Origin of the sequence: Psychrobacter frigidicola (assembly GCF_007997305.1) — a bacterium.
In the GTDB taxonomy this organism is placed as follows: domain Bacteria; phylum Pseudomonadota; class Gammaproteobacteria; order Pseudomonadales; family Moraxellaceae; genus Psychrobacter; species Psychrobacter frigidicola.
Genome location: NZ_VORZ01000001.1, coordinates 349,177 through 367,810 on the forward strand (window position 1 = coordinate 349,177; position 18,634 = coordinate 367,810).

The following is an 18,634-nucleotide window of genomic DNA, read 5'->3' on the forward strand; positions in this document are numbered from 1 at the left end:
TATGATGGCGGCTATAATGAGTTCTGTATGTTCTGGTCAGATCAAATCTCAAAAATACGGTTGCTTACTAGCAACTGCGCTAGTGGCTGTGCTGCTTACAGGGTGTCAAAGCTCTCCAACAAATGATTTGCTGGGTGGCACAGGGTATCAAGCGTCAACAAAGCCAAACAATGGCCGTAATACTAATAAAGAAGAAGTGGCACGGGTTCGCACCTCACTGGCTGCGCAATATATTCGTAAAAATGACCTTGATTCTGCGCAGCAACAACTGGAAAAAGCTTTTGCTGCTGATAGCAGGTACGCGCCTGCCTATGATATGATGGGCGTCTTATTGCAGCAAGAAGGCAGTCGCCTTAATCTTGAAAAAGCAGATGGATATTTTAAGAAAGCTATTGGCTTTGATAAAGATTTTGTGCAAGCACGCAATAACTATGGGGTTTATTTGGCACAGATGAGCCGCCATAGTGAAGCGGTAGAGCAGTTTGAGATTGCAGGGTCAACTCTTGGTTATGATGGTCGTATTGGTGCGCTTGAAAACTTAGGGCGCACTTATTTGCAGCTGAATAATCATCCGGCAGCAGCAAAAGCATTTTTGCGAGCGTTAGAGGGCAATCGTAATAGTGTTATTGCCCATATTGAATTGGTGGATTTGTTAATTGAACAACAGCGTATCGAGCAGGCGCAGCGCTTATATGATGAGACTTTGATTCTGGTGCAAGGTCAGGGTATTAGCCCGCGTTTGCTATTACAAGGTATTAAGCTTGCTGCTGCTCAAAAAGATATCCCTACACGGCAGCAATTAGCGCAGCAGCTTTTGTCCGCTTACCCGCTAAGTGATGAGGCAAAAAAGCTTAAAACTTGGCTTAGTAATCCACAGGCTCCTTGGACATGACCCAATCACCGTCAGATAATCAGCCTAATGCTCAACTATCCTTTGGGGCACTATTGCAGCACGCCCGTCAAAGTAAAAAGCTGAGCCTAGAGGAGGCATCAAGTGAGCTGTTTATCTTGAAGCGTCATCTGCAGGCGCTTGAAGATGAAAGTTTTGCTGACTTACCGCAAGCGGCTTTTGCGCGCGGTTTTGCGATTAATTACGCGAAGTTTTTGGGTTTAGACGCCGCTGAAGTAGCGACTAGTTTTGATGCCGTTTATCCTGACGCGCTTAAGCATTTAGCAAGCAGTAGTGAGTTACCGCTGCGACCGATGGGCACCTTGCAGCATGATAACCAGAGCCGGATCCATTTTAATCCACTACTGATATTGGCGGTTATTGCGCTAATTGTTTTAGTGGTGTTTTTATTTCGTATGGTCAGTAATGCCAGTAAAGATGACCAAGCACCAACTGTAGTTACTAATGAATTGACTACTACAGAACAAGCGCAAGGCGCGGCGATTAACACTCAAGGTACTGATGCTAATGACAGTCAAAATTTAAGCAATACCTCTTTACAGGTAACACTAACCGATACGGCCACTATTAATATCACTGACGCTTCAGGCAACAACCTTATTAGTGGCAGCCAGACTTCTGGTGATTACAAGTTAAGTGGTATGCCGCCGTTCAAAATTGATATTAATAATGTAGATAATGTGCGCTTATTATTAAACCAGCAGATAATTGTTTTAGATCAATATGCAATAGGCAAGCGCGCAAGTTTTGAATTGTCACTCTAATTTATAACTTATTTAAGCATTCGTTTTTATAAGCAGTTGTTTTTATTTTCTATGTGTTTTGCTCAACCTAAGGATTCTTGTATGTCAACGTCAGCGCCTATTAACCGTCGTCTTACCAAAAAAATATATGTCGGTGATGTTGCCATTGGTGGCGATGCGCCAATTAGTGTGCAAAGTATGACCAATACGGATACTTGTGATGTAGCAGCGACCGTCGCGCAAATCGAGCGCTGTGTTGAGGCTGGTGCCGACTTTATGCGGGTATCTACGCCAACGATGGATACCGTTGAAGCTTTCGGCAAAATCCGTAAACTAGTTAGTGTGCCATTAGTAGCAGACGTCCATTTTGACCATAAGATTGCCCTTGCGGTGGCTGAAGCGGGTGCCGATTGCTTACGTATTAACCCCGGTAATATTGGTAGCGATGCTAAAGTTCGAGAAGTGGTTGCTTGTGCTCGTTATCACAATATTCCTATCCGCATTGGCGTCAATGCGGGCTCGCTGGAAAAAGAGATTCAGCGCAAGTATAGTGAGCCGACAGGTGAGGCGATGCTTGAGTCAGCAATGCGCCATATTGATATCTTAGAGCGCCTAAATTTTGATCAATATAAAATCTCGGTTAAAGCCAGTAATGTGTTTTTAACTCTCGATGCCTACCGTTTAATATCCGCCCAAATTGATAATCCGCTGCATTTAGGGGTTACAGAAGCAGGTGTTTATCGTACGGGTGCAGTTAAATCTGCTATTGCGCTTGGTGGCTTGTTGCTCGATGGTATTGGCGATACTATTCGTATCTCCCTGGCTGCTGAACCTGAAGAAGAGATCAAAATTGGTTTTGATATCTTAAAGTCGCTTAATATTCGCTCTAATGGCGTCAACTTTATTGCTTGTCCGAGCTGCTCACGGCAAGAGTTTGATGTCATTCGAGTAATGACTGCTTTAGAATCACGCTTAGATGACATCCGTGAACCCATGAATCTGTCAGTCATAGGCTGTAAGGTCAATGGCCCAGGTGAGGCAAAAGAGGCAGATATTGGCATCGTTGGTGCCGCAAAAAGATCGCTCGTATACCGTATGGGTGAAAAAAGCCATCTTATCGATACCAATAATTTGGTCGATGAGATTGAAAGTATGGTACGCGCTCATGCCGAAGAGTTAGAGAAATCACGTGAAAACGAAATCATTCGGGTAGGATAGCATCGATATTTAAGGTAAGAGAGCGTCGATGTTTAGAAGCTTCTAAATATAAAAGCTTTTAAATACTAGCATGAGTTTTAACTGCAACAATAAAAACAATAGCAATAACGTTTAAGGGTGTCATCGTACCATGATTAAAGCAATTAAAGGGTTCAACGATATTTTGCCAGAACAATCGGCAAAGTGGCTGCATTTAGAAGCGGTATTGGCAAATGTGTTAGCCAGATATGGCTATGAGCATATTCGCTTGCCTATTGTTGAGCAGACTGATTTATTTGCTCGTGCTATCGGCGGTGCTACTGATATTGTCGAAAAAGAGATGTATAGCTTTACCGACAAGTCGGAGCCACCGACGCCGCTCGCACTACGTCCTGAGGGCACAGCTGGGGCCGTACGTGCAGTTATTGAACACAACCTATTGCGTGGAGACACCCCAAAATTATGGTATATCGGGCCAATGTTTCGCTATGAGCGTCCACAAAAAGGTCGCTATCGTCAATTTCATCAATTAGGGGTGGAGAGCTTCGGTAGTCCGTTGCCAGATGCTGATGCTGAATTGATTGCGATGACTCATCTAATGTGGCAAGAATTGGGTCTAAAAGACGAAATGCGTCTGCAACTGAATAGCTTAGGCGAGCTTGACGAGCGCCATGCTTACCGTGAAGCCTTGGTTAACTATTTAACGGATAAGCATGATCAGTTAGATGATGACAGTAAACGCCGCTTGACCACCAATCCGCTACGTATTCTAGACAGTAAAGAGGCAAGCACCCAAGCGGTATTGGTTGATGCACCTAAGCTGGCTGACTTCTTGGGGGCCTATAGCATTGCGCATTTTGAACAAGTGCAAACTTACCTCACAGCGCTTGAGATTGATTATGAAATCAATCCGCATTTGGTACGTGGCCTTGATTACTATAATAAAACCGTCTTTGAATGGGTAACGGATAAGCTGGGTAGCCAAGCGACAGTTTGTGCTGGCGGTCGTTATGATGGTCTGGTTGGGCAATTAAAATCTATCGGCGCTCGTGATGATAGTAATGATAAGCCAGTTAAGTCGGAGCCTGCTGTTGGCTTTGCGATGGGTCTTGAGCGCTTGTTATTATTGATTGATGCGGTTGCGCCTTTTGCTGAGACGTCAGCTTGTGATATCTTTGTGGTCACTCATCCTGAAGTGTATAGCGCTGGCATCAACTATGCGCAAAAACTACGTTATGATCGTCCAGATTTAAGAATTAAAATGGCGAGTGCTACAAGCTTAAAAGCGCAAATGAAAAAGGCGGACAAGTCGGGAGCCGCTTTGACTGTGATCTTGGCGCAGCAAGAGCTTGAAGATAATACTATTAGTATTAAAAACATGCAGACTGGTGAGCAAACGACTACCGCACAAGATTGGTTATCGCATGCAGAAAATTTCTCAATATAATTGACTGTAATTAAACTCAGTTGCCGTAGTTATATGCTAGAAGTTATATGCTAATAGCAACGAGTCTTATAGCAACTCTACCTCTAGACACTAGATTTTATCAGGTAAAAAACATGGCTTTGACCCCTAATTCGCCAAATACAGACAACTCAATGCAAGCGCTTAAGCAATATGGTAGCTACATTATTACCGTCATCTTATTGGCGCTTGCCGGCTATTTTGGCTGGACATATTGGCAAGATAATCATGCGCGGGTAGATACCGTTGCCGCTGATCAATATGCAGATATCCAAAGGCTCAATGAAGAAGTAAGTTTGACTGGGCAAAATCCAGATTTAGAGGCTCCAGCACAAACAGCGCTAGCAGAGAGCCGCGTAAAGCTCAATAAAAATATTGATGCGCTGGTTAGTAGTCATGGAAATTCTGTCTATGCATGGCAGGCGCTCATGATTAAAGCGCGCGGGCAAGTCGATAGTGATGATTTTAAAGGCGCAACGGATAGTTTGAAAAAAGCCTTGGCAATTGACTTAGGTGATGCTGGCTTGAGTGCAGTTACCCGTTTGCGTTATGCCGGAACGTTGCTGGCTTCCGGCAATGTGGATGCCGCGTTAGCTGAAGCTAACAATGATATGCCAAGCTCGTTTGAAGCCAGTCAGCAAGAGCTATTGGGTGATATTTATGTAGCAAAAAATAATAAAGATGCTGCTATTAAGTCTTATAATAATGCTTGGGAATTATTGCGCGCTCGCAATGAAACCCGTGCAGTATTGGCATTAAAAATGGAAAGCTTAGGTATTGTGCCTGAACCAATCAGTGAGCAGGCCAGTCTTATACAGGCGTCTACTGTTCCTGAGCAGCCATTAGTCATTGAAAATATTGAAGAAAGTGAAGTTTCTAGTACTGCTAACGTTTCCAATGCTCCAAGCATACCTGCTAAAGCTGTACAGTAAACCGGTAGAATAATATAAGATAATATAGACAGGTTATACTGTTATATTATTAATATTAATGCATAGCGCTTTTTTATTGCTAGCAAATATATTAGTCTTTTATTGGTTAAATAATAGTCCATTTATTCGTAGTGAGAACATATAATGAACCCCTCTATTCGCTCCAATAAAATGATAACAGGCAAGACTATAAAAGCGACTGTTATGCAGGTAGCCGTGTTGGCACTGATGACGACTGCTGTCGCTGGGTGTAACCGTGGTATCAAACCGGTTGTTAATGATCCGGTAAAGTTAGTCCAGATTGCCCAGCCAATTAGTGTGTTGCAGCCGGTATTTAATGTTGATATTGGTAATAAGAAAGCCAACAAAAAAGATCCGCTTAGTTTGCAAGTAGGCTATGACGATGGACAAATTGTCATTGCATCACGCGGCGGTGACCTGACAGGTTTCGATAATGCTGGTCAGCGCCTATGGTCAATTAATGTCGGTGAACAAATCACTGGCGGCGTTGCTTTAGATGCGTTTAGTCAAACTGCAGTTATCAGTACCCGTGGTGGGCAAGTAGTGGCCTTTGACAGTATGACAGGTGCTCAACGCTGGCAGCAGCAGCTAACAGGCTCAGTGTTAACGCCAGCTTTAATCAGTAATAATCGCGTGATTTTATCGGGCAATGATGGCCTGTTACATGGCTTGTCGCTACAAACAGGTCAGTCTGTTTGGCAGTTTACCACCCAAGTACCAGCAATTAGTGTGCGTGGCGCAGCAGCACCGACCTTATTAGATGACAAGACCGCACTGATAGCTACCGCTGATGGACGTTTGCATGCTATTACTACTGATAGTGGTCTGCCGCAGTGGTCACGTCGCATCGGTGTCGGCACAGGTAGCAGTGAAGTCGAGCGTATGAGCGATGTCGATGGTATGCCCATTGTTGATAACAATCAGCTGTTTGCAGTTAGCTATAGCGGTCAGTTATTAGGTATCGATTTGGCATCGCGGCAGGTTATGTTCGTCAACGAGCTTGCCAGTCTTAAGGCTCTGACAGTCAACAACCAGCAAGTGATTGGTACTAGTTTAGACGGTAAAGTCATCGCCTATAACCGTCGTACTGGTCAGCCGTTATGGGAAAGTGAAGCACTAGCGTATCGCGAGTTGACCAATCCAGTCATGATTGGCAATTATATTGCTGTCGGTGACCTTGATGGAGTGGTGCATTTATTTGATCCTGCGACTGGCAATATTGTAAGCCGCGTACAGACCAAAGGTTCGCTTACCAATTTACAAGTACAAGGTAGCCGCTTGATGACCCAAAGTACATCAGGGCAAGTGGCTATTTGGCAGCTGGCACGTTAAACCTTTAATCTAAGCTTTAAATAAAAGAATGCTAGTTTTTATAAAATTTAAACGCTGCTTGGTCAGCGTTTAATGCCTTGTTTAAAACCTTGGTTTGTCGTAATCTATGCGCCCTTGGAAAATTTGAATTCGGCTGATTAATTGCTGGTTGATTATTGAATTCGTTTTAATTTAAATGATAATAATAACCAATGGTTTATTGGCTATTTTTTTATTTATACCCTTTTTATTTTTATTATTTATTTAAGTTTGCGGTCAAGTGCAGCATATTCGCTGGCATCATTGTCCGTCACTGCCTATCATCGAGAGTAACGCATGAGTATCAAGCCTGTGGTCGCCTTAATTGGTCGCCCAAATGTCGGTAAATCCACCTTGTTTAATCAGTTTACCAAAAGTCGTCAGGCATTGGTTGCCGATTTATCAGGTCTGACCCGTGATCGTCAATATGGTGATGCTGAATATGAAGGTAAAGCATTTATCGTGGTAGACACCGGTGGTATTGGTGAAGCAGACGATGGCAGAGGTGATATTGATGACTATATGTCTGAGCAGTCATATACGGCCATTCATGAAGCCGATATTATTGTTTTTGTGGTTGATGCGCGCGCAGGTATGATTGGCGCCGATGCTGAGATTGGCAAATTTTTGCACACGCTCGGTAAGCCAGTATACGTCGTTGCCAATAAAGTTGATGGCGTTCATGATTCTGCACCTGCTGAGTTTTACGCGTTAGGATTGGGTGAACCGTATCCAATGGCCGCCAGCCATGGTCGCGGTGTTGGTAATCTGTTAGAGGTTCTGACAGCTGATATGCCTGAACAAGACAATATGTATGAGCCTGATGGTCTTAAGCTTGCTATTATTGGTCGTCCTAACGTTGGTAAATCAACGCTCGTAAATCGCTTATTAGGTGAAGACCGAGTTGTCGTATTTGATATGCCCGGTACTACTCGTGACAGTATTTATATTCCTTACAAGCGTGATGGCAAAGACTACGTATTGATTGACACTGCTGGTGTACGTCGCCGTGGCAAAATCGATGACAAGGTCGAAAAGTTCTCGGTCATCAAAACTTTGCAGGCGATTGAGGACTCAAACGTTACTGTCATTGTTATCGATGCGCAAGAAGGTATCGTCGATCAAGATTTGCATATGATTGGTTATGCGCTTGATGCTGGTCGCGCATTAGTCGTGGCTATTAATAAGTGGGATGGTCTGACTTCTGATCAAAAAAATTATATCAAGATAGAAATGGATCGCCGTTTTAACTTTATTCCGTATGTGAAAGTACATCAAATATCTGCTTTGCACGGTACGAATGTGGGTAATTTATATCCGTCAATTCTACGCGCTTATCAATCGTCAATGTTCGAGGTGTCAACCAACCGTCTAACTCAAATTCTACAAGATGCCGTTGCTGCAAGCCCGCCGCCTACAGTTGGTGGTCGACGGATTAAACTGCGTTATGCGCATATCGGTGGACATAATCCTCCGGTGATAGTCATTCATGGTAACCAAACCGGCTCGCTACCTAAGAGTTATCAGCGTTACCTTGAAAACCAATTCCGTCAAGTATTTAAGTTAGAGGGCACGCCACTCAATGTGGTCTTTAAACTCAATGACAATCCTTTTGCTAATAAAAGCGATACCCCAACCAAAGCGAAATCTCAGCAGCTGAAACAGCGTGAGCGTAATCGGACGCAGAAGTTTACTACCCGAGATAAAAAGAATGTCCGTCATGATACAAAGCCGACTAAAAAACGTTAAAAAGGGTAGGTAGCGTGGGTTAATATTAATTCACACTCCTTAAGTCTTCTCTCATAATATTTTGCCTACACTTTATAATGATGGTGATTTCTACCATCATTATAAACTTTCACTAAACAAACATAACTCCTATTCTCATCGTATAAGATAGGTCTTGGCTGTCCTAACGTTCTTGAGTTACATGTACACATATTCTGCTAGAAGTATTCCTACTCTTATTAGGCGCTCTGTCCTCCAAGCGATAGCTGTTGCTATCATCGCATGTTTTCTGCTGTCTCTTGTCTGTGGTTTTGTCTATCATTATCAACAACAGCGTCTACACCTGCAACAACTGGCTGAACTACTGGCAACCAGTGCTTCTACTGCCGACGGGGCCAGTTTGGTCGCGCGACAAGTTAGCATCTTATTAGAAGACAATTCGAGTATTCAAAGTATTTCATTTTATTCTACCGACCATCCAATTCTCACCCTTGATCAAGCACTCATTGAGCAAGAGAGTAACAATTGGTACAAAGCTTTATTTGCTGATACGGTCAGTTTCGACAGAGCAGTAACAAGCGATTACATGAATGGCATTACGCTTCAAGACTCTAACAGTCGTCAGCAGTTATCAAGTGATTTATCTAGTAGTGCGATTAAAACCAATATAATCAATGATAAAGTACCAAATTCTACTGCGTTAGTCGGTTATATTAATATTACTTTAAATGTAAATAAGCTGCGCATAGACTGGTTTCGTAAAAATATTTGGTTATGGCTTGCAACTATGATTTTAAGTAATGGCCTCATTATATTTATAATACGCAAGCTGAACTGGCCGTCCAAAGACATCACTGAGCTGGCAAAGGTCTGCGAAATTGTCATTGATAATTCACAACTAAAACAGTTACCTGTTATCCAGCAGCAATTTGAGTTTCAAGAGTTGGCTCGTATTAAGCTGGCGTTTATAACCTTATTCAATCGCCTAAAAACAGCGGAGCAAAAGGTGAATGAACTCGCCGCCTTTGAACAGCAGTTGCGTAATAAAGATTTGTCTCTGGATGTTCAGCGTAACAACTTTCAAAGCATGATCACTCATGAGTTGAAAACGTCATTAAATGCGATTTCTGGTGGTTTGCAGCTGTTAGATCCTCAAACTCTAAATGAGGAACAACAAGACGTCTTAACTATTATTCGTAAAGGCAGCCAGCATTTGGATAATACGCTTGAGCAGATTATTCAGTTGAATAAAATAGAGAAAGGTCAAATTGGGGTTAGCCTCAGTGACTTTAACCCTCTACAGCTACTCGCAGAGTTACTGTCTGAGTTTGAGCCTATCGCTAAGCATAAAGGTATAGAGTTAATCGCCCGAATCCAGCATATCGACTATACGCTTGAAGGGGATACCAATAAAATCAGGCAGGTTATCTCAACCTTGATAGATAATGCGATTAAATTTACCGAATCGGGGCAAGTTATTGTTGAGTCGCAGTTGACTCATTTTATTGAAAGTATCCGTTGGGAGATTAAGGTCATCGATACCGGTATCGGTATCGATACTAACTATATGGAAGATATCTTTACCCCATTTTTTCAAGTAGATCCAAGCCATACACGCGATTATGAGGGGGTTGGGGTAGGGTTGCCTGTGATTAAGCAGATTGTACAGCTGATTGGTGCCACTATTAAAGTTAGCAGCGAGCTTGATATGGGCAGTGAGTTTATGGTCATTATGCCCTTACGTAATACTTATCAAAATCAGCAGAAACTGTTCTCATTTGTAGGTCTTAATATTGTTTATTATCATCTCGAGAAGACGGGATTCATAGTTGATGAGTTACAGTGTCTCGGCGCCTCAGTAAGCTGTAAGCAGTTTGGGTTGTCGTTAACAGAGCAGTTAACAATGTCTGATGTAGATATGATAATGATTGCAGAGGATATATTACCAGAGAGTGCGGCGCAGTTAGCACGCTATATTCGTGAGCAAGAAAGCACGCATCGGGTACTATTAATTTACTGGTATCCACCGCATAAGGCGCATACTTTGAATCGTTTTGAGTCTGGCTTAAAAGCGGTGGGTGTAGATTTTTGTCACAGTGCCACGAACGATAGTAAGGTACTATACAGTTTGCTTAAAGAATGGCTGGCTTGGTGGTAGTTTTTAACAGGTTTCCTGACCTTTTTTAACGGATGCTTCTACACTATCTTTAATATTGACTACGGTAGTTGTTTTAGCTTGCTGGTTTTCGTTAATTAAAACACGCAGATGATCACCAGTTACTATCTCTAATTCCTTGTGTTTTCTAAATCGTACCGATGGCTTACTGACAAACTGTCCTGCTAGCGCTTCAGTAACCGCCGTAAAATGACTATAGCCCCAGTTGAGCAGCTCAAGCGCTTGCTGACTCTTTGTTCCTATAGTTAGCAATATCAGGCGCATATCATCGCGATTGCTGGAGCTGCTAAGCAATAACTAGCAGCGTTGGCATGGCAGCCATAGAAAAAATGATAGCTACTATCAGCTGCCCATACTGTTTTTTCACCTGCGTTATTATCATAAACTTTTACGACCTATTATGAAGACGAATGGTCTTAACACTGCAATTAAAGTTATTTACTAAATTACGGACATAAAAAAACTTGCGACATCATCAAATATTTAAACGGATGACAGCAAGTTTGATTATTTATAGGCCGATTAACTTGTGACAGAAGAAGGTTTACTACAAGAAGCTAACTCGTTTCGTTAAACACGCATTTGTATAAATCACCAATAAAGAAGCTTAGTTATTATTGGCTTTTATTTGGTGTAAAGCTTTGATACAAGCACTTTTTTAAAATGCGGCGTTAGCCATGTCTTCACATAATGCTTTATTGTCTTGCTTAGGGAAGCTAAGCGTCCAGCTACGCATGCCTTGTAAAATCTGACGATAGTCTTGCTGAGTCGATAAATACTGAATCGCCGCTTTTGGATCCTCTAAAGTTGGCATAAGTTCATGCAATTGAACGTTATAGGCCTTATAGAAGCGCTGTTTTTGTTTGCTATTTAACATTGGCGGACAAATCTCAGACAAGACTTGCATTACTGCAATTTCGTGTTTGGTGATATTCATCCCAGACATATCAAGCGGAATAGTGGTTGAGACATTATTTGCCGCATTGGCTGTTTGGGACAGCATGGCAACCGAAGTTATTAGCCCCGCAACCCCAACCTTTGATGCTATTTTTGACGCCATGGAAACTATAGATAATATCGATTGCTTGTTCATTCGGTATCACACTCACTTTGCATTATTTGATGGTAATATGGTAATAGGAAAAAAAACAAATGTCACATAAAATATGGGCTTATGTGTAGACGTATTGTGACCTGAGGGTGGTTTGCAGCAACATACCAGTAGCATGTGCTAACAAGTTACGCTGTTATGAATGGATGAGCAGAATTTGTTGGCCCTTGTAACATGAGCGGTACAATGAGGTTGTTCATTACAGCATGATTGTTTACTTGCTTTAAAAATGATAATTAATGCAGAGCTTTTTAATCTATTGATTTACGGTCTAGTTTGTGACAATTTATTATTCAGGTATAATCGACTCTGAGATTATAAGCAAGTTCAGTAAAACTGCACTAACTAGCTTAGATTTATATCTGTAGCTCATATTTTATCTTGAAAAAAGTATCGTTCTTCTTAGTGATATTCTACAGTCTATAGATAAAACCATGCTGTTATTGACTGTCGCAAAACCCCTGCTGCTAATTCATATGTGTGCAGATATGTGGTAGCTTTCTGACTAGAAAAATCCTTGAGAAAATCCTTTCATTATCATAGTAGCCACGAGCAGTAGATTTAGACAATAAAAACAACTATAAAATAGTGACCCATTATAGCAATTTTATAATAACAAACCAGATAAGCCGATAGACGGGCAGATATGAATATATTGAGTAGATATGAAGTTTTTGATTAGTAATGATGATGGTATACATGCGCCAGGGTTACAGGCTTTATATCAGGCGCTGTGTGTGGTTGGGGAGGTAATAGTTGTTGCACCTGACTCCGAACAAAGCGGCTGTGCTAGTGCGCTGAGTATCTCTCAACCCTTATATACGCGTAAATCAGAATCGGGATTTATAGCCGTTAATGGCTCGCCGGCTGATTGTGTTTATTTAGCGCTGCACCAACTGTATAGTGATATTAATTTTGATTGCGTGATTACGGGTATCAATTCAGGGGCAAACTTAGGGCAAGATGTATTATTCTCAGGTACTTTTGGGGCAGCATTGACGGCGCAATTGTTTGGCATACCAGCAATTGCTACCTCGTTAGTTGGCGGTGCTATTAGAGGTGACGGTCAAGACAATACCAGCCAGTATCAAATGGCAGCAGAAGAAATCGTTAAACTATTGACTGAAACGCCATTATTAGAAGAAATGAGGCGTTTACCCTATCATGTGTTAAACGTTAATATACCTGAGGTACATAGCGCCAAAGACATTAAAGGGCGCAAGATTACGTGTTTAAGCCACAGCTTGCTGGCAAAACCAGTGCATCATGTGGTTGATCCGCGTGGGCGTGATGCTTATTGGTTAAGTCTGCGTAAAGGCGTGTCTTCATCGTTGTTAAATAAAGGATTAGTGTTAGATAATGCCCTAAACAATGAGATGCTGGATAAAGAAACTGAAACCGCTACTGGTCAGCCGGTTAAGCCGGCAGATAATAATGAACCTCTGTCTTATGTTACTGATGAGGAGGCCGTAGCTGCAGGCTATATTAGTTTGTCACCTGTTAGGTTGCATCATACTCCAGCTAGCACGCTTGACCAGTTATCGGCGTTGGCATTATAAGTTGTGCCCTATATAATGGCTCACGTATTTCTCACTCTGACTATGATTTAAGCGATATACAAAGCCATAGCCTGCTCATGAATAACATAAAGTATAGGAAATCTTGTATGAAAAAGCTCAATTTTGGATCGCAGCTTGCGACCTTAGCACTCGTTGGTACGATGGCACTGACCGGCTGTGCTACCAAGCCTACCTATCAGACGCCGTCGTCAGGCTCAAAAATAATTACGAATGCTCAAGGTGTGCCAAACTATCATGTGGTAGCGCGCGGCGATACTGTCAGTCAAATTGCCTCACGTTATCGCTTGGATTATCGTCAAGTTGGTGCGCTAAATGGATTGGATAGTCAGTACACTATTTATAGTGGTCAGATGCTTAAGTTATGGCAAGGTGGCCGAGATCAGTCTACTAACAATAACGTCAATGCCTCTAATAATAGTGGAACAATAAGCACTCCCTCAAGTCCAGCTTATGAAGTGACGGCTAATTCTACTCTAGGCTATGATTACCCAAGTCGCAATCAAGTCACCCGTAATTTTGACGAGGCGGCGAACAGTTTGGGTATGTGGTTTGCAGGTAAAGAAGGCGAACCAGTACTCGCAAGTCAAGCTGGCATCGTACTTTATGCCGGTAGCGGACTAGAAGAGTATGGCAACCTAATCATGATTCGTCACAATGATAACTACATTACTGCCTATGCGCATAACAGTCAGATTCTAGTAAAAGAGGGCGATTCCGTACAACAAGGCCAGCGTATTGCTAGCATGGGTAGGAATGCTCAAACTAACGAGGTGGGATTCGAGTTTCAAGTACGCCTTAATGGCAATCCTATTGATCCCCGTGCGGTGCTAGGGCGTTAGTTAGCTGCTTGGCTTATGACGCTGATAAGCGTTTAAAAGCCCCACTATTCCCTTTATATTGACATTTATTTTTGGGTCGATATAAAGGGAGTAGTGGGCTTTTTTAGGGCCGATAATTAATTGTAAAAGGTAATCATTATAAGCAGTATATTTAAAATAATTGTTAGTGATTAGACTTTGCAAATACTATCAGCATTAGCGACGCTCCTTGCTTATTGTCATTTGTAGCAGCTTTGGCGCACTTAAGCCGTGTATAAAGATAGATATTAAAATAACAATAGAACAGACTACCCATAATTTAATCGCATCCTCATCGCGAAAAAATCCTTGGTTGAGCGCATATGATAAATAATACAGCGTCCCAATACCGCGAATACCAAGAGCAGATATGGCGTATTTCTCTGTACGCTGCATGTTTAGCCCCGATAACGCAATAAATCCACCAATGGGACGTATTAATAATAAGAATGTAAAACTAACCGCATACACTCGCCATGTCAGCTCGACCCCAGATTGCAAGCCTTGTCCGATAAACATACCAAAAGTCACTAGCACTAACGACATCAGCAGACCTTCTGACTGTTCGGCAAAGTCGTGTAGCTTATGATGATATTCATGCTCACACTCTGAGCGGCGAAACGCAAATGCGGCAACAAAAACGGCAATAAAGCCATAACTGTGCACAAATTCAGCCAATCCGTACGCTAACAAGGTCAGCGCGATGACCACATAGCCTTGGGATATAGCTGTTCCTCTAGTGCGTTTTGAAAATATCAATTTGGCTACAGCTTTACCAACGACGACGCCAACTACCAAGCCTGCACCAATCTTCCACAGTACATCATGGGTGAACCACGACCATAACATCTCGCCATTAAAATGTTGACCTGCACTGTAAGCTTCTGCGATTTTAATAGCGAGATAAACAAACGGAAAGGCTAAGCCATCGTTCAATCCAGCCTCTGAGGTTAAGGTAAAGCGGGGCGCATCTTCACCGCCAGTATTGGGCGGGCCTACTTGAATGCTGGAGGCCAGCACCGGATCCGTAGGTGCTAATACTGCGCCTAATAAAATCGCTGCACCCATACTCAGGCCAAACGCATAATAGCCCAAAAATGCCATTGCAAAGATACCAATCGGCATGGTGATCAGCAATAGACGTACAGTAGGACGCCATAATTGCCAAGTGAGAGCGGTATCAATCTTAATGCCGGCACCAACTAAGGACACTAACACTACGATTTCGGTAAGCTTCTCAATAATAAAACCGTTATCTAGCGGGTTTAAAAACGACAGTGTCGTCCACCAATAGCCCATTATCATGCCAAAGCTGACTTGTAGCATAGGTAAGGAGATAGGCAGGCGTTTGAACATAATGGGGAACAGCGCCCCAAATAAGAACGCGATACCGCAAATAAGTAAAAATAAATTGTAGTTTTCAAGCATAACGTTTGCGCACACCAGTGTGTTGGTTTCAGTTAGGAATAAGCGCTTAAAATGAACGTTGAAGAGTTTTCTAGTGGGCTTATGACAAGCCGCTTATCATGACTGCAAAAGCCGCTGAGTTTCGCAAATAAACGTTATCAGAGGTGTTACTACGTTGTTTTTTGGTGAAAAAAAAGCCTGCTCGAGGCAGACTTTTTAAAATAGTTATTTTTATTAAAAGACTTACAACAATATAAGCAGCCGCTTAACGCTCAACTTGACTCACATCACGTATCGCACCAGTATCCGCACTGGTGGTCATCGCTGCATAAGCACGCAGAGCTTGGGTTACATGACGTTCACGGTTCACTGGTTTCCATCCTTTACTACCACGGCTTTCCATCTCTTCACGGCGTGCGGCAAGTTCTGCATCACTCACTTGCATGTTAATGGTACGATTTGGGATATCGATATGAATGATATCGCCTTCCTGTACTAGACCAATCGCACCGCCTTCAGCTGCTTCAGGGCTAACATGACCAATCGATAAGCCTGATGTACCGCCAGAGAAACGACCGTCTGTTAAGAGGGCACACTCTTTACCCAAACCTTTAGATTTAAGGTAGGTAGTGGGATAGAGCATCTCTTGCATACCCGGGCCACCTTTTGGACCTTCATAGCGGATGATAACCACGTCACCAGCGACGATATTATCAGCCAATACTGCGGCTACTGCGTCATCTTGTGACTCAAATATGCGTGCGCGTCCAGTGAAGACTAAGTTGCTGTCATCGACGCCGGCAGTTTTGACCACGCAGCCGCGCTCAGCAATATTACCGTACAGTACGGCAAGGCCACCATCTGCGGTATACGCATGCTTAGCACTACGGATACAGCCTGACTCACGGTTGACATCAAGGTTTGACCATTCTTTTGATTGGGAGAACGCCTGAGTGGTACGTACGCCACCTGGCGCTGCGATATAACGTGCGCGCGCCTCAAGATTGTCAGGATTCATGATATCCCACTTATCAATCGCTTCTTTCATCGTGGCACTATGAATGGTCGGTAAGTCAGTATGCAGCAAGCCCGCACGGTCAAGCTCGGCTAACAGCCCGAATACACCGCCCGCACGATGCACATCTTCCATATGATACTTTTGTGAAGCTGGTGCAACCTTAGCTAGGCACGGCACATTACGACTTAACCGGTCAATATCGTGCATCTTAAAGTCGACTTCGGCTTCATTGGCGGCAGCCAGTAAATGCAAAATGGTATTGGTTGAACCACCCATGGCCACATCCAAGGTCATGGCATTCTCAAAGGCAGCTTTAGTCGCGATTGAGCGTGGTAGCACCGAATCATCATCTTGCTCATAGCGACGTTTGGCGAGTGCCACAATCGTGCGTCCCGCTTCTAAGAACAGCTCGCGGCGTAGTGAGTGCGTGGCGAGTAACGAGCCATTGCCCGGTAATGCCAAGCCTAATGCTTCGGTCAAGCAGTTCATCGAGTTGGCAGTGAACATACCAGAGCATGAACCACAAGTTGGGCACGCTGAGCTTTCAATAGCGAGCACGTCTTCATCGCTAATGCTGTCATCTGCCGCGTCCATCATCGCATCAACGAGGTCTAATTTACGAATGGCATTGCCTTTGTTGCTGTCGTCGACATTGTGGCTTGCCCCGACCGTACTGGCAAGAATTTTCCCTGCTTCCATTGGGCCACCTGAAATAAATACCACTGGGATATTAAGGCGCATGGCTGCCATCAGCATACCTGGGGTGATTTTATCGCAGTTAGAAATACACACTAACGCATCGGCGCAATGCGCATTGACCATATATTCAACAGAGTCAGCAATTAAGTCACGGCTCGGCAGTGAGTACAGCATGCCGCTGTGACCCATGGCAATACCATCGTCGACAGCAATGGTATTAAATTCTTTTGCCACGCCGCCCGCTTTTTCAATCTCGCGCGCGACCAATTGTCCTAAGTCTTTAAGATGCACATGACCGGGTACAAACTGGGTAAAGGAGTTGGAAATGGCAATAATAGGCTTGCCAAAGTCATCATCCGTCATGCCAGTGGCGCGCCATAATGCCCGTGCGCCTGCCATATTACGACCACCGGTAGAGGTTTTTGAGCGATAATCCATGTGATATTCCTTATAATGAGGCGAGGTGACTTAATGTTTTTGCCTTTAGGTTTTATATTAATAGTGTGCTTTTTATGGTGAGTGGTTATTAGTAGAGAATACTAAGTTAGTGAATAATACTAAGTAGCTACCATATCATTAGATATGGGTAAGTAAAAATAATGAGATGTTGATGATAAGAAGATTAATGTCAAAAAACTACTCAAGGCGCTCTAAAATTGCGGTCTCAAACCAAGGCAGCTCAGATTTATCCGCCTCGAGTTTGGCGATGACCCCCAATGTATGAGGCGCTGGCAGGAACTGATAATCAGTGCTGGCATGGATAGTAAGTAATGGCTCATTACTTGCACTGTCTTCATCAATACTGACTAAGGCTTGCTTGTCATTCTTGTATAGAACATCAATACGACCAAAAAACTGCCAGTCTTTAAAAGCAGCAATTACGGCTTCTTCTGCACTTTTAGTATAAATCTGTTGGGTACTTTTACCCGTATTGGTCCAATGCAACCGTACTGCTAATTGTAGCGCTTCACTAAATACCACTAACGAGCCAATAATTTTTACATGCCAAGGGCTTGCAAGTAAGTCGCTTGTAATGCCAATAATATTAGCGGCAGCATCAGCAGTCATAGGGGTATTAAATTGTGCAAGCAGCACCGGCGTTAATGGGTGAGCCTGTTTAACGGCATCATCTAAACTATCATAGTGATATAAGAATAGCATCGGTAACTCTTGTGTCATCGTTTTTTTACTAATTTTGCAATTGTGAATACGCCAACTAATAGCAGCATCCGTCAGTGCTTGTGCCAAAATAATCGTATTTGGGCCAATCGTTACGGCTTGGCTATTGTCGGCAGCAGGCTCTTGCCTCTCGTTATTAGAGTTAGATGCTGGCATAGCCGTATTGGTTTCTGTATAAGGGTCAGTATAATCTGATAGTTGAGTCGGCAAAGTAGTCAAATCCATAAACGTAAGTTAGACAAGCAATGCCTTAATATAACA

Annotated in this window: 15 protein-coding genes; 10 read left to right on the plus strand and 5 right to left on the minus strand. The window is 43.0% G+C overall.

What is annotated here, in order from left to right:
• Positions 1-16 precede the first annotated feature (16 nt).
• The 8 genes from pilW to ES754_RS01490 all read left to right on the plus strand — a co-directional run bounded on the left by pilW (position 17) and on the right by ES754_RS01490 (position 10,504).
• Positions 17-892: a type IV pilus biogenesis/stability protein PilW gene (gene pilW, locus ES754_RS01455; RefSeq protein ID WP_227677769.1), complete on the plus strand. Its 876-nt coding sequence runs from the start codon at positions 17-19 to the stop codon at positions 890-892.
• Positions 889-1,674 carry a helix-turn-helix domain-containing protein gene (locus ES754_RS01460; protein WP_147221401.1) on the plus strand — a complete coding sequence of 262 codons (786 nt, stop codon included), beginning with the start codon at positions 889-891 and terminating at the stop codon, positions 1,672-1,674. Before pilW ends, ES754_RS01460 begins: the two co-directional genes overlap by 4 nt.
• Positions 1,675-1,755: 81 nt before the next feature.
• Entirely contained in the window at positions 1,756-2,871 is a 1,116-nt protein-coding gene (gene ispG, locus ES754_RS01465) for a flavodoxin-dependent (E)-4-hydroxy-3-methylbut-2-enyl-diphosphate synthase (RefSeq protein ID WP_147221403.1), read from the plus strand.
• 130 nt (positions 2,872-3,001) lie between these two features.
• Complete coding sequence (gene hisS, locus ES754_RS01470) at positions 3,002-4,297, plus strand: histidine--tRNA ligase (RefSeq protein ID WP_147221405.1); 1,296 nt, start codon at positions 3,002-3,004, stop codon at positions 4,295-4,297.
• 113 nt (positions 4,298-4,410) lie between these two features.
• On the plus strand, positions 4,411-5,247 hold the full coding sequence (locus ES754_RS01475; protein WP_147221407.1) for a YfgM family protein: 837 nt from the start codon (positions 4,411-4,413) through the stop codon (positions 5,245-5,247).
• Positions 5,248-5,391: 144 nt separating this feature from the next.
• A complete protein-coding gene (gene bamB / locus ES754_RS01480; RefSeq protein ID WP_147221409.1) occupies positions 5,392-6,600 on the plus strand; it encodes an outer membrane protein assembly factor BamB in 1,209 nt (402 codons plus the stop codon).
• Between the two features lie 315 nt (positions 6,601-6,915).
• Entirely contained in the window at positions 6,916-8,367 is a 1,452-nt protein-coding gene (gene der, locus ES754_RS01485) for a ribosome biogenesis GTPase Der (protein WP_147221411.1), read from the plus strand.
• A 181-nt stretch (positions 8,368-8,548) separates the two neighbouring features.
• A complete protein-coding gene (locus ES754_RS01490; RefSeq protein WP_147221413.1) occupies positions 8,549-10,504 on the plus strand; it encodes a sensor histidine kinase in 1,956 nt (651 codons plus the stop codon).
• Positions 10,505-10,507: 3 nt separating this feature from the next.
• Here the strand turns inward: ES754_RS01490 and ES754_RS01495 are convergent, their stop codons facing one another.
• Both ES754_RS01495 and ES754_RS01500 read right to left on the minus strand, forming a co-directional pair.
• Positions 10,508-10,786 carry a hypothetical protein gene (locus ES754_RS01495; RefSeq protein WP_147221415.1) on the minus strand — a complete coding sequence of 93 codons (279 nt, stop codon included), beginning with the start codon at positions 10,784-10,786 and terminating at the stop codon, positions 10,508-10,510.
• A 394-nt stretch (positions 10,787-11,180) separates the two neighbouring features.
• Positions 11,181-11,615, minus strand: a complete 435-nt coding sequence (locus ES754_RS01500; RefSeq protein ID WP_147221417.1) for an MCR_0457 family protein — start codon at positions 11,613-11,615, stop codon at positions 11,181-11,183.
• Positions 11,616-12,298: 683 nt separating this feature from the next.
• On the opposite strand from ES754_RS01500, the gene surE reads away from it, so the two are divergent.
• Together surE and ES754_RS01510 are read left to right on the plus strand one after the other, a co-directional pair.
• A complete protein-coding gene (gene surE, locus ES754_RS01505) occupies positions 12,299-13,192 on the plus strand; it encodes a 5'/3'-nucleotidase SurE (protein ID WP_147221419.1) in 894 nt (297 codons plus the stop codon).
• Between the two features lie 107 nt (positions 13,193-13,299).
• Positions 13,300-14,052, plus strand: coding sequence for a M23 family metallopeptidase (locus tag ES754_RS01510; protein ID WP_147221421.1), 753 nt, complete (start codon positions 13,300-13,302; stop codon positions 14,050-14,052).
• Positions 14,053-14,247: 195 nt separating this feature from the next.
• Here the strand turns inward: ES754_RS01510 and ES754_RS01515 are convergent, their stop codons facing one another.
• The 3 genes from ES754_RS01515 to ES754_RS01525 form a co-directional block, all read right to left on the minus strand.
• Positions 14,248-15,498, minus strand: coding sequence for a cation:proton antiporter (locus ES754_RS01515; RefSeq protein WP_147221423.1), 1,251 nt, complete (start codon positions 15,496-15,498; stop codon positions 14,248-14,250).
• Positions 15,499-15,742: 244 nt separating this feature from the next.
• Entirely contained in the window at positions 15,743-17,632 is a 1,890-nt protein-coding gene (ilvD, locus tag ES754_RS01520) for a dihydroxy-acid dehydratase (protein ID WP_147221425.1), read from the minus strand.
• A gap of 198 nt (positions 17,633-17,830) precedes the next feature.
• Positions 17,831-18,583: a hypothetical protein gene (locus ES754_RS01525; RefSeq protein ID WP_227677767.1), complete on the minus strand. Its 753-nt coding sequence runs from the start codon at positions 18,581-18,583 to the stop codon at positions 17,831-17,833.
• Between the last annotated feature and the right edge of the window lie 51 nt (positions 18,584-18,634).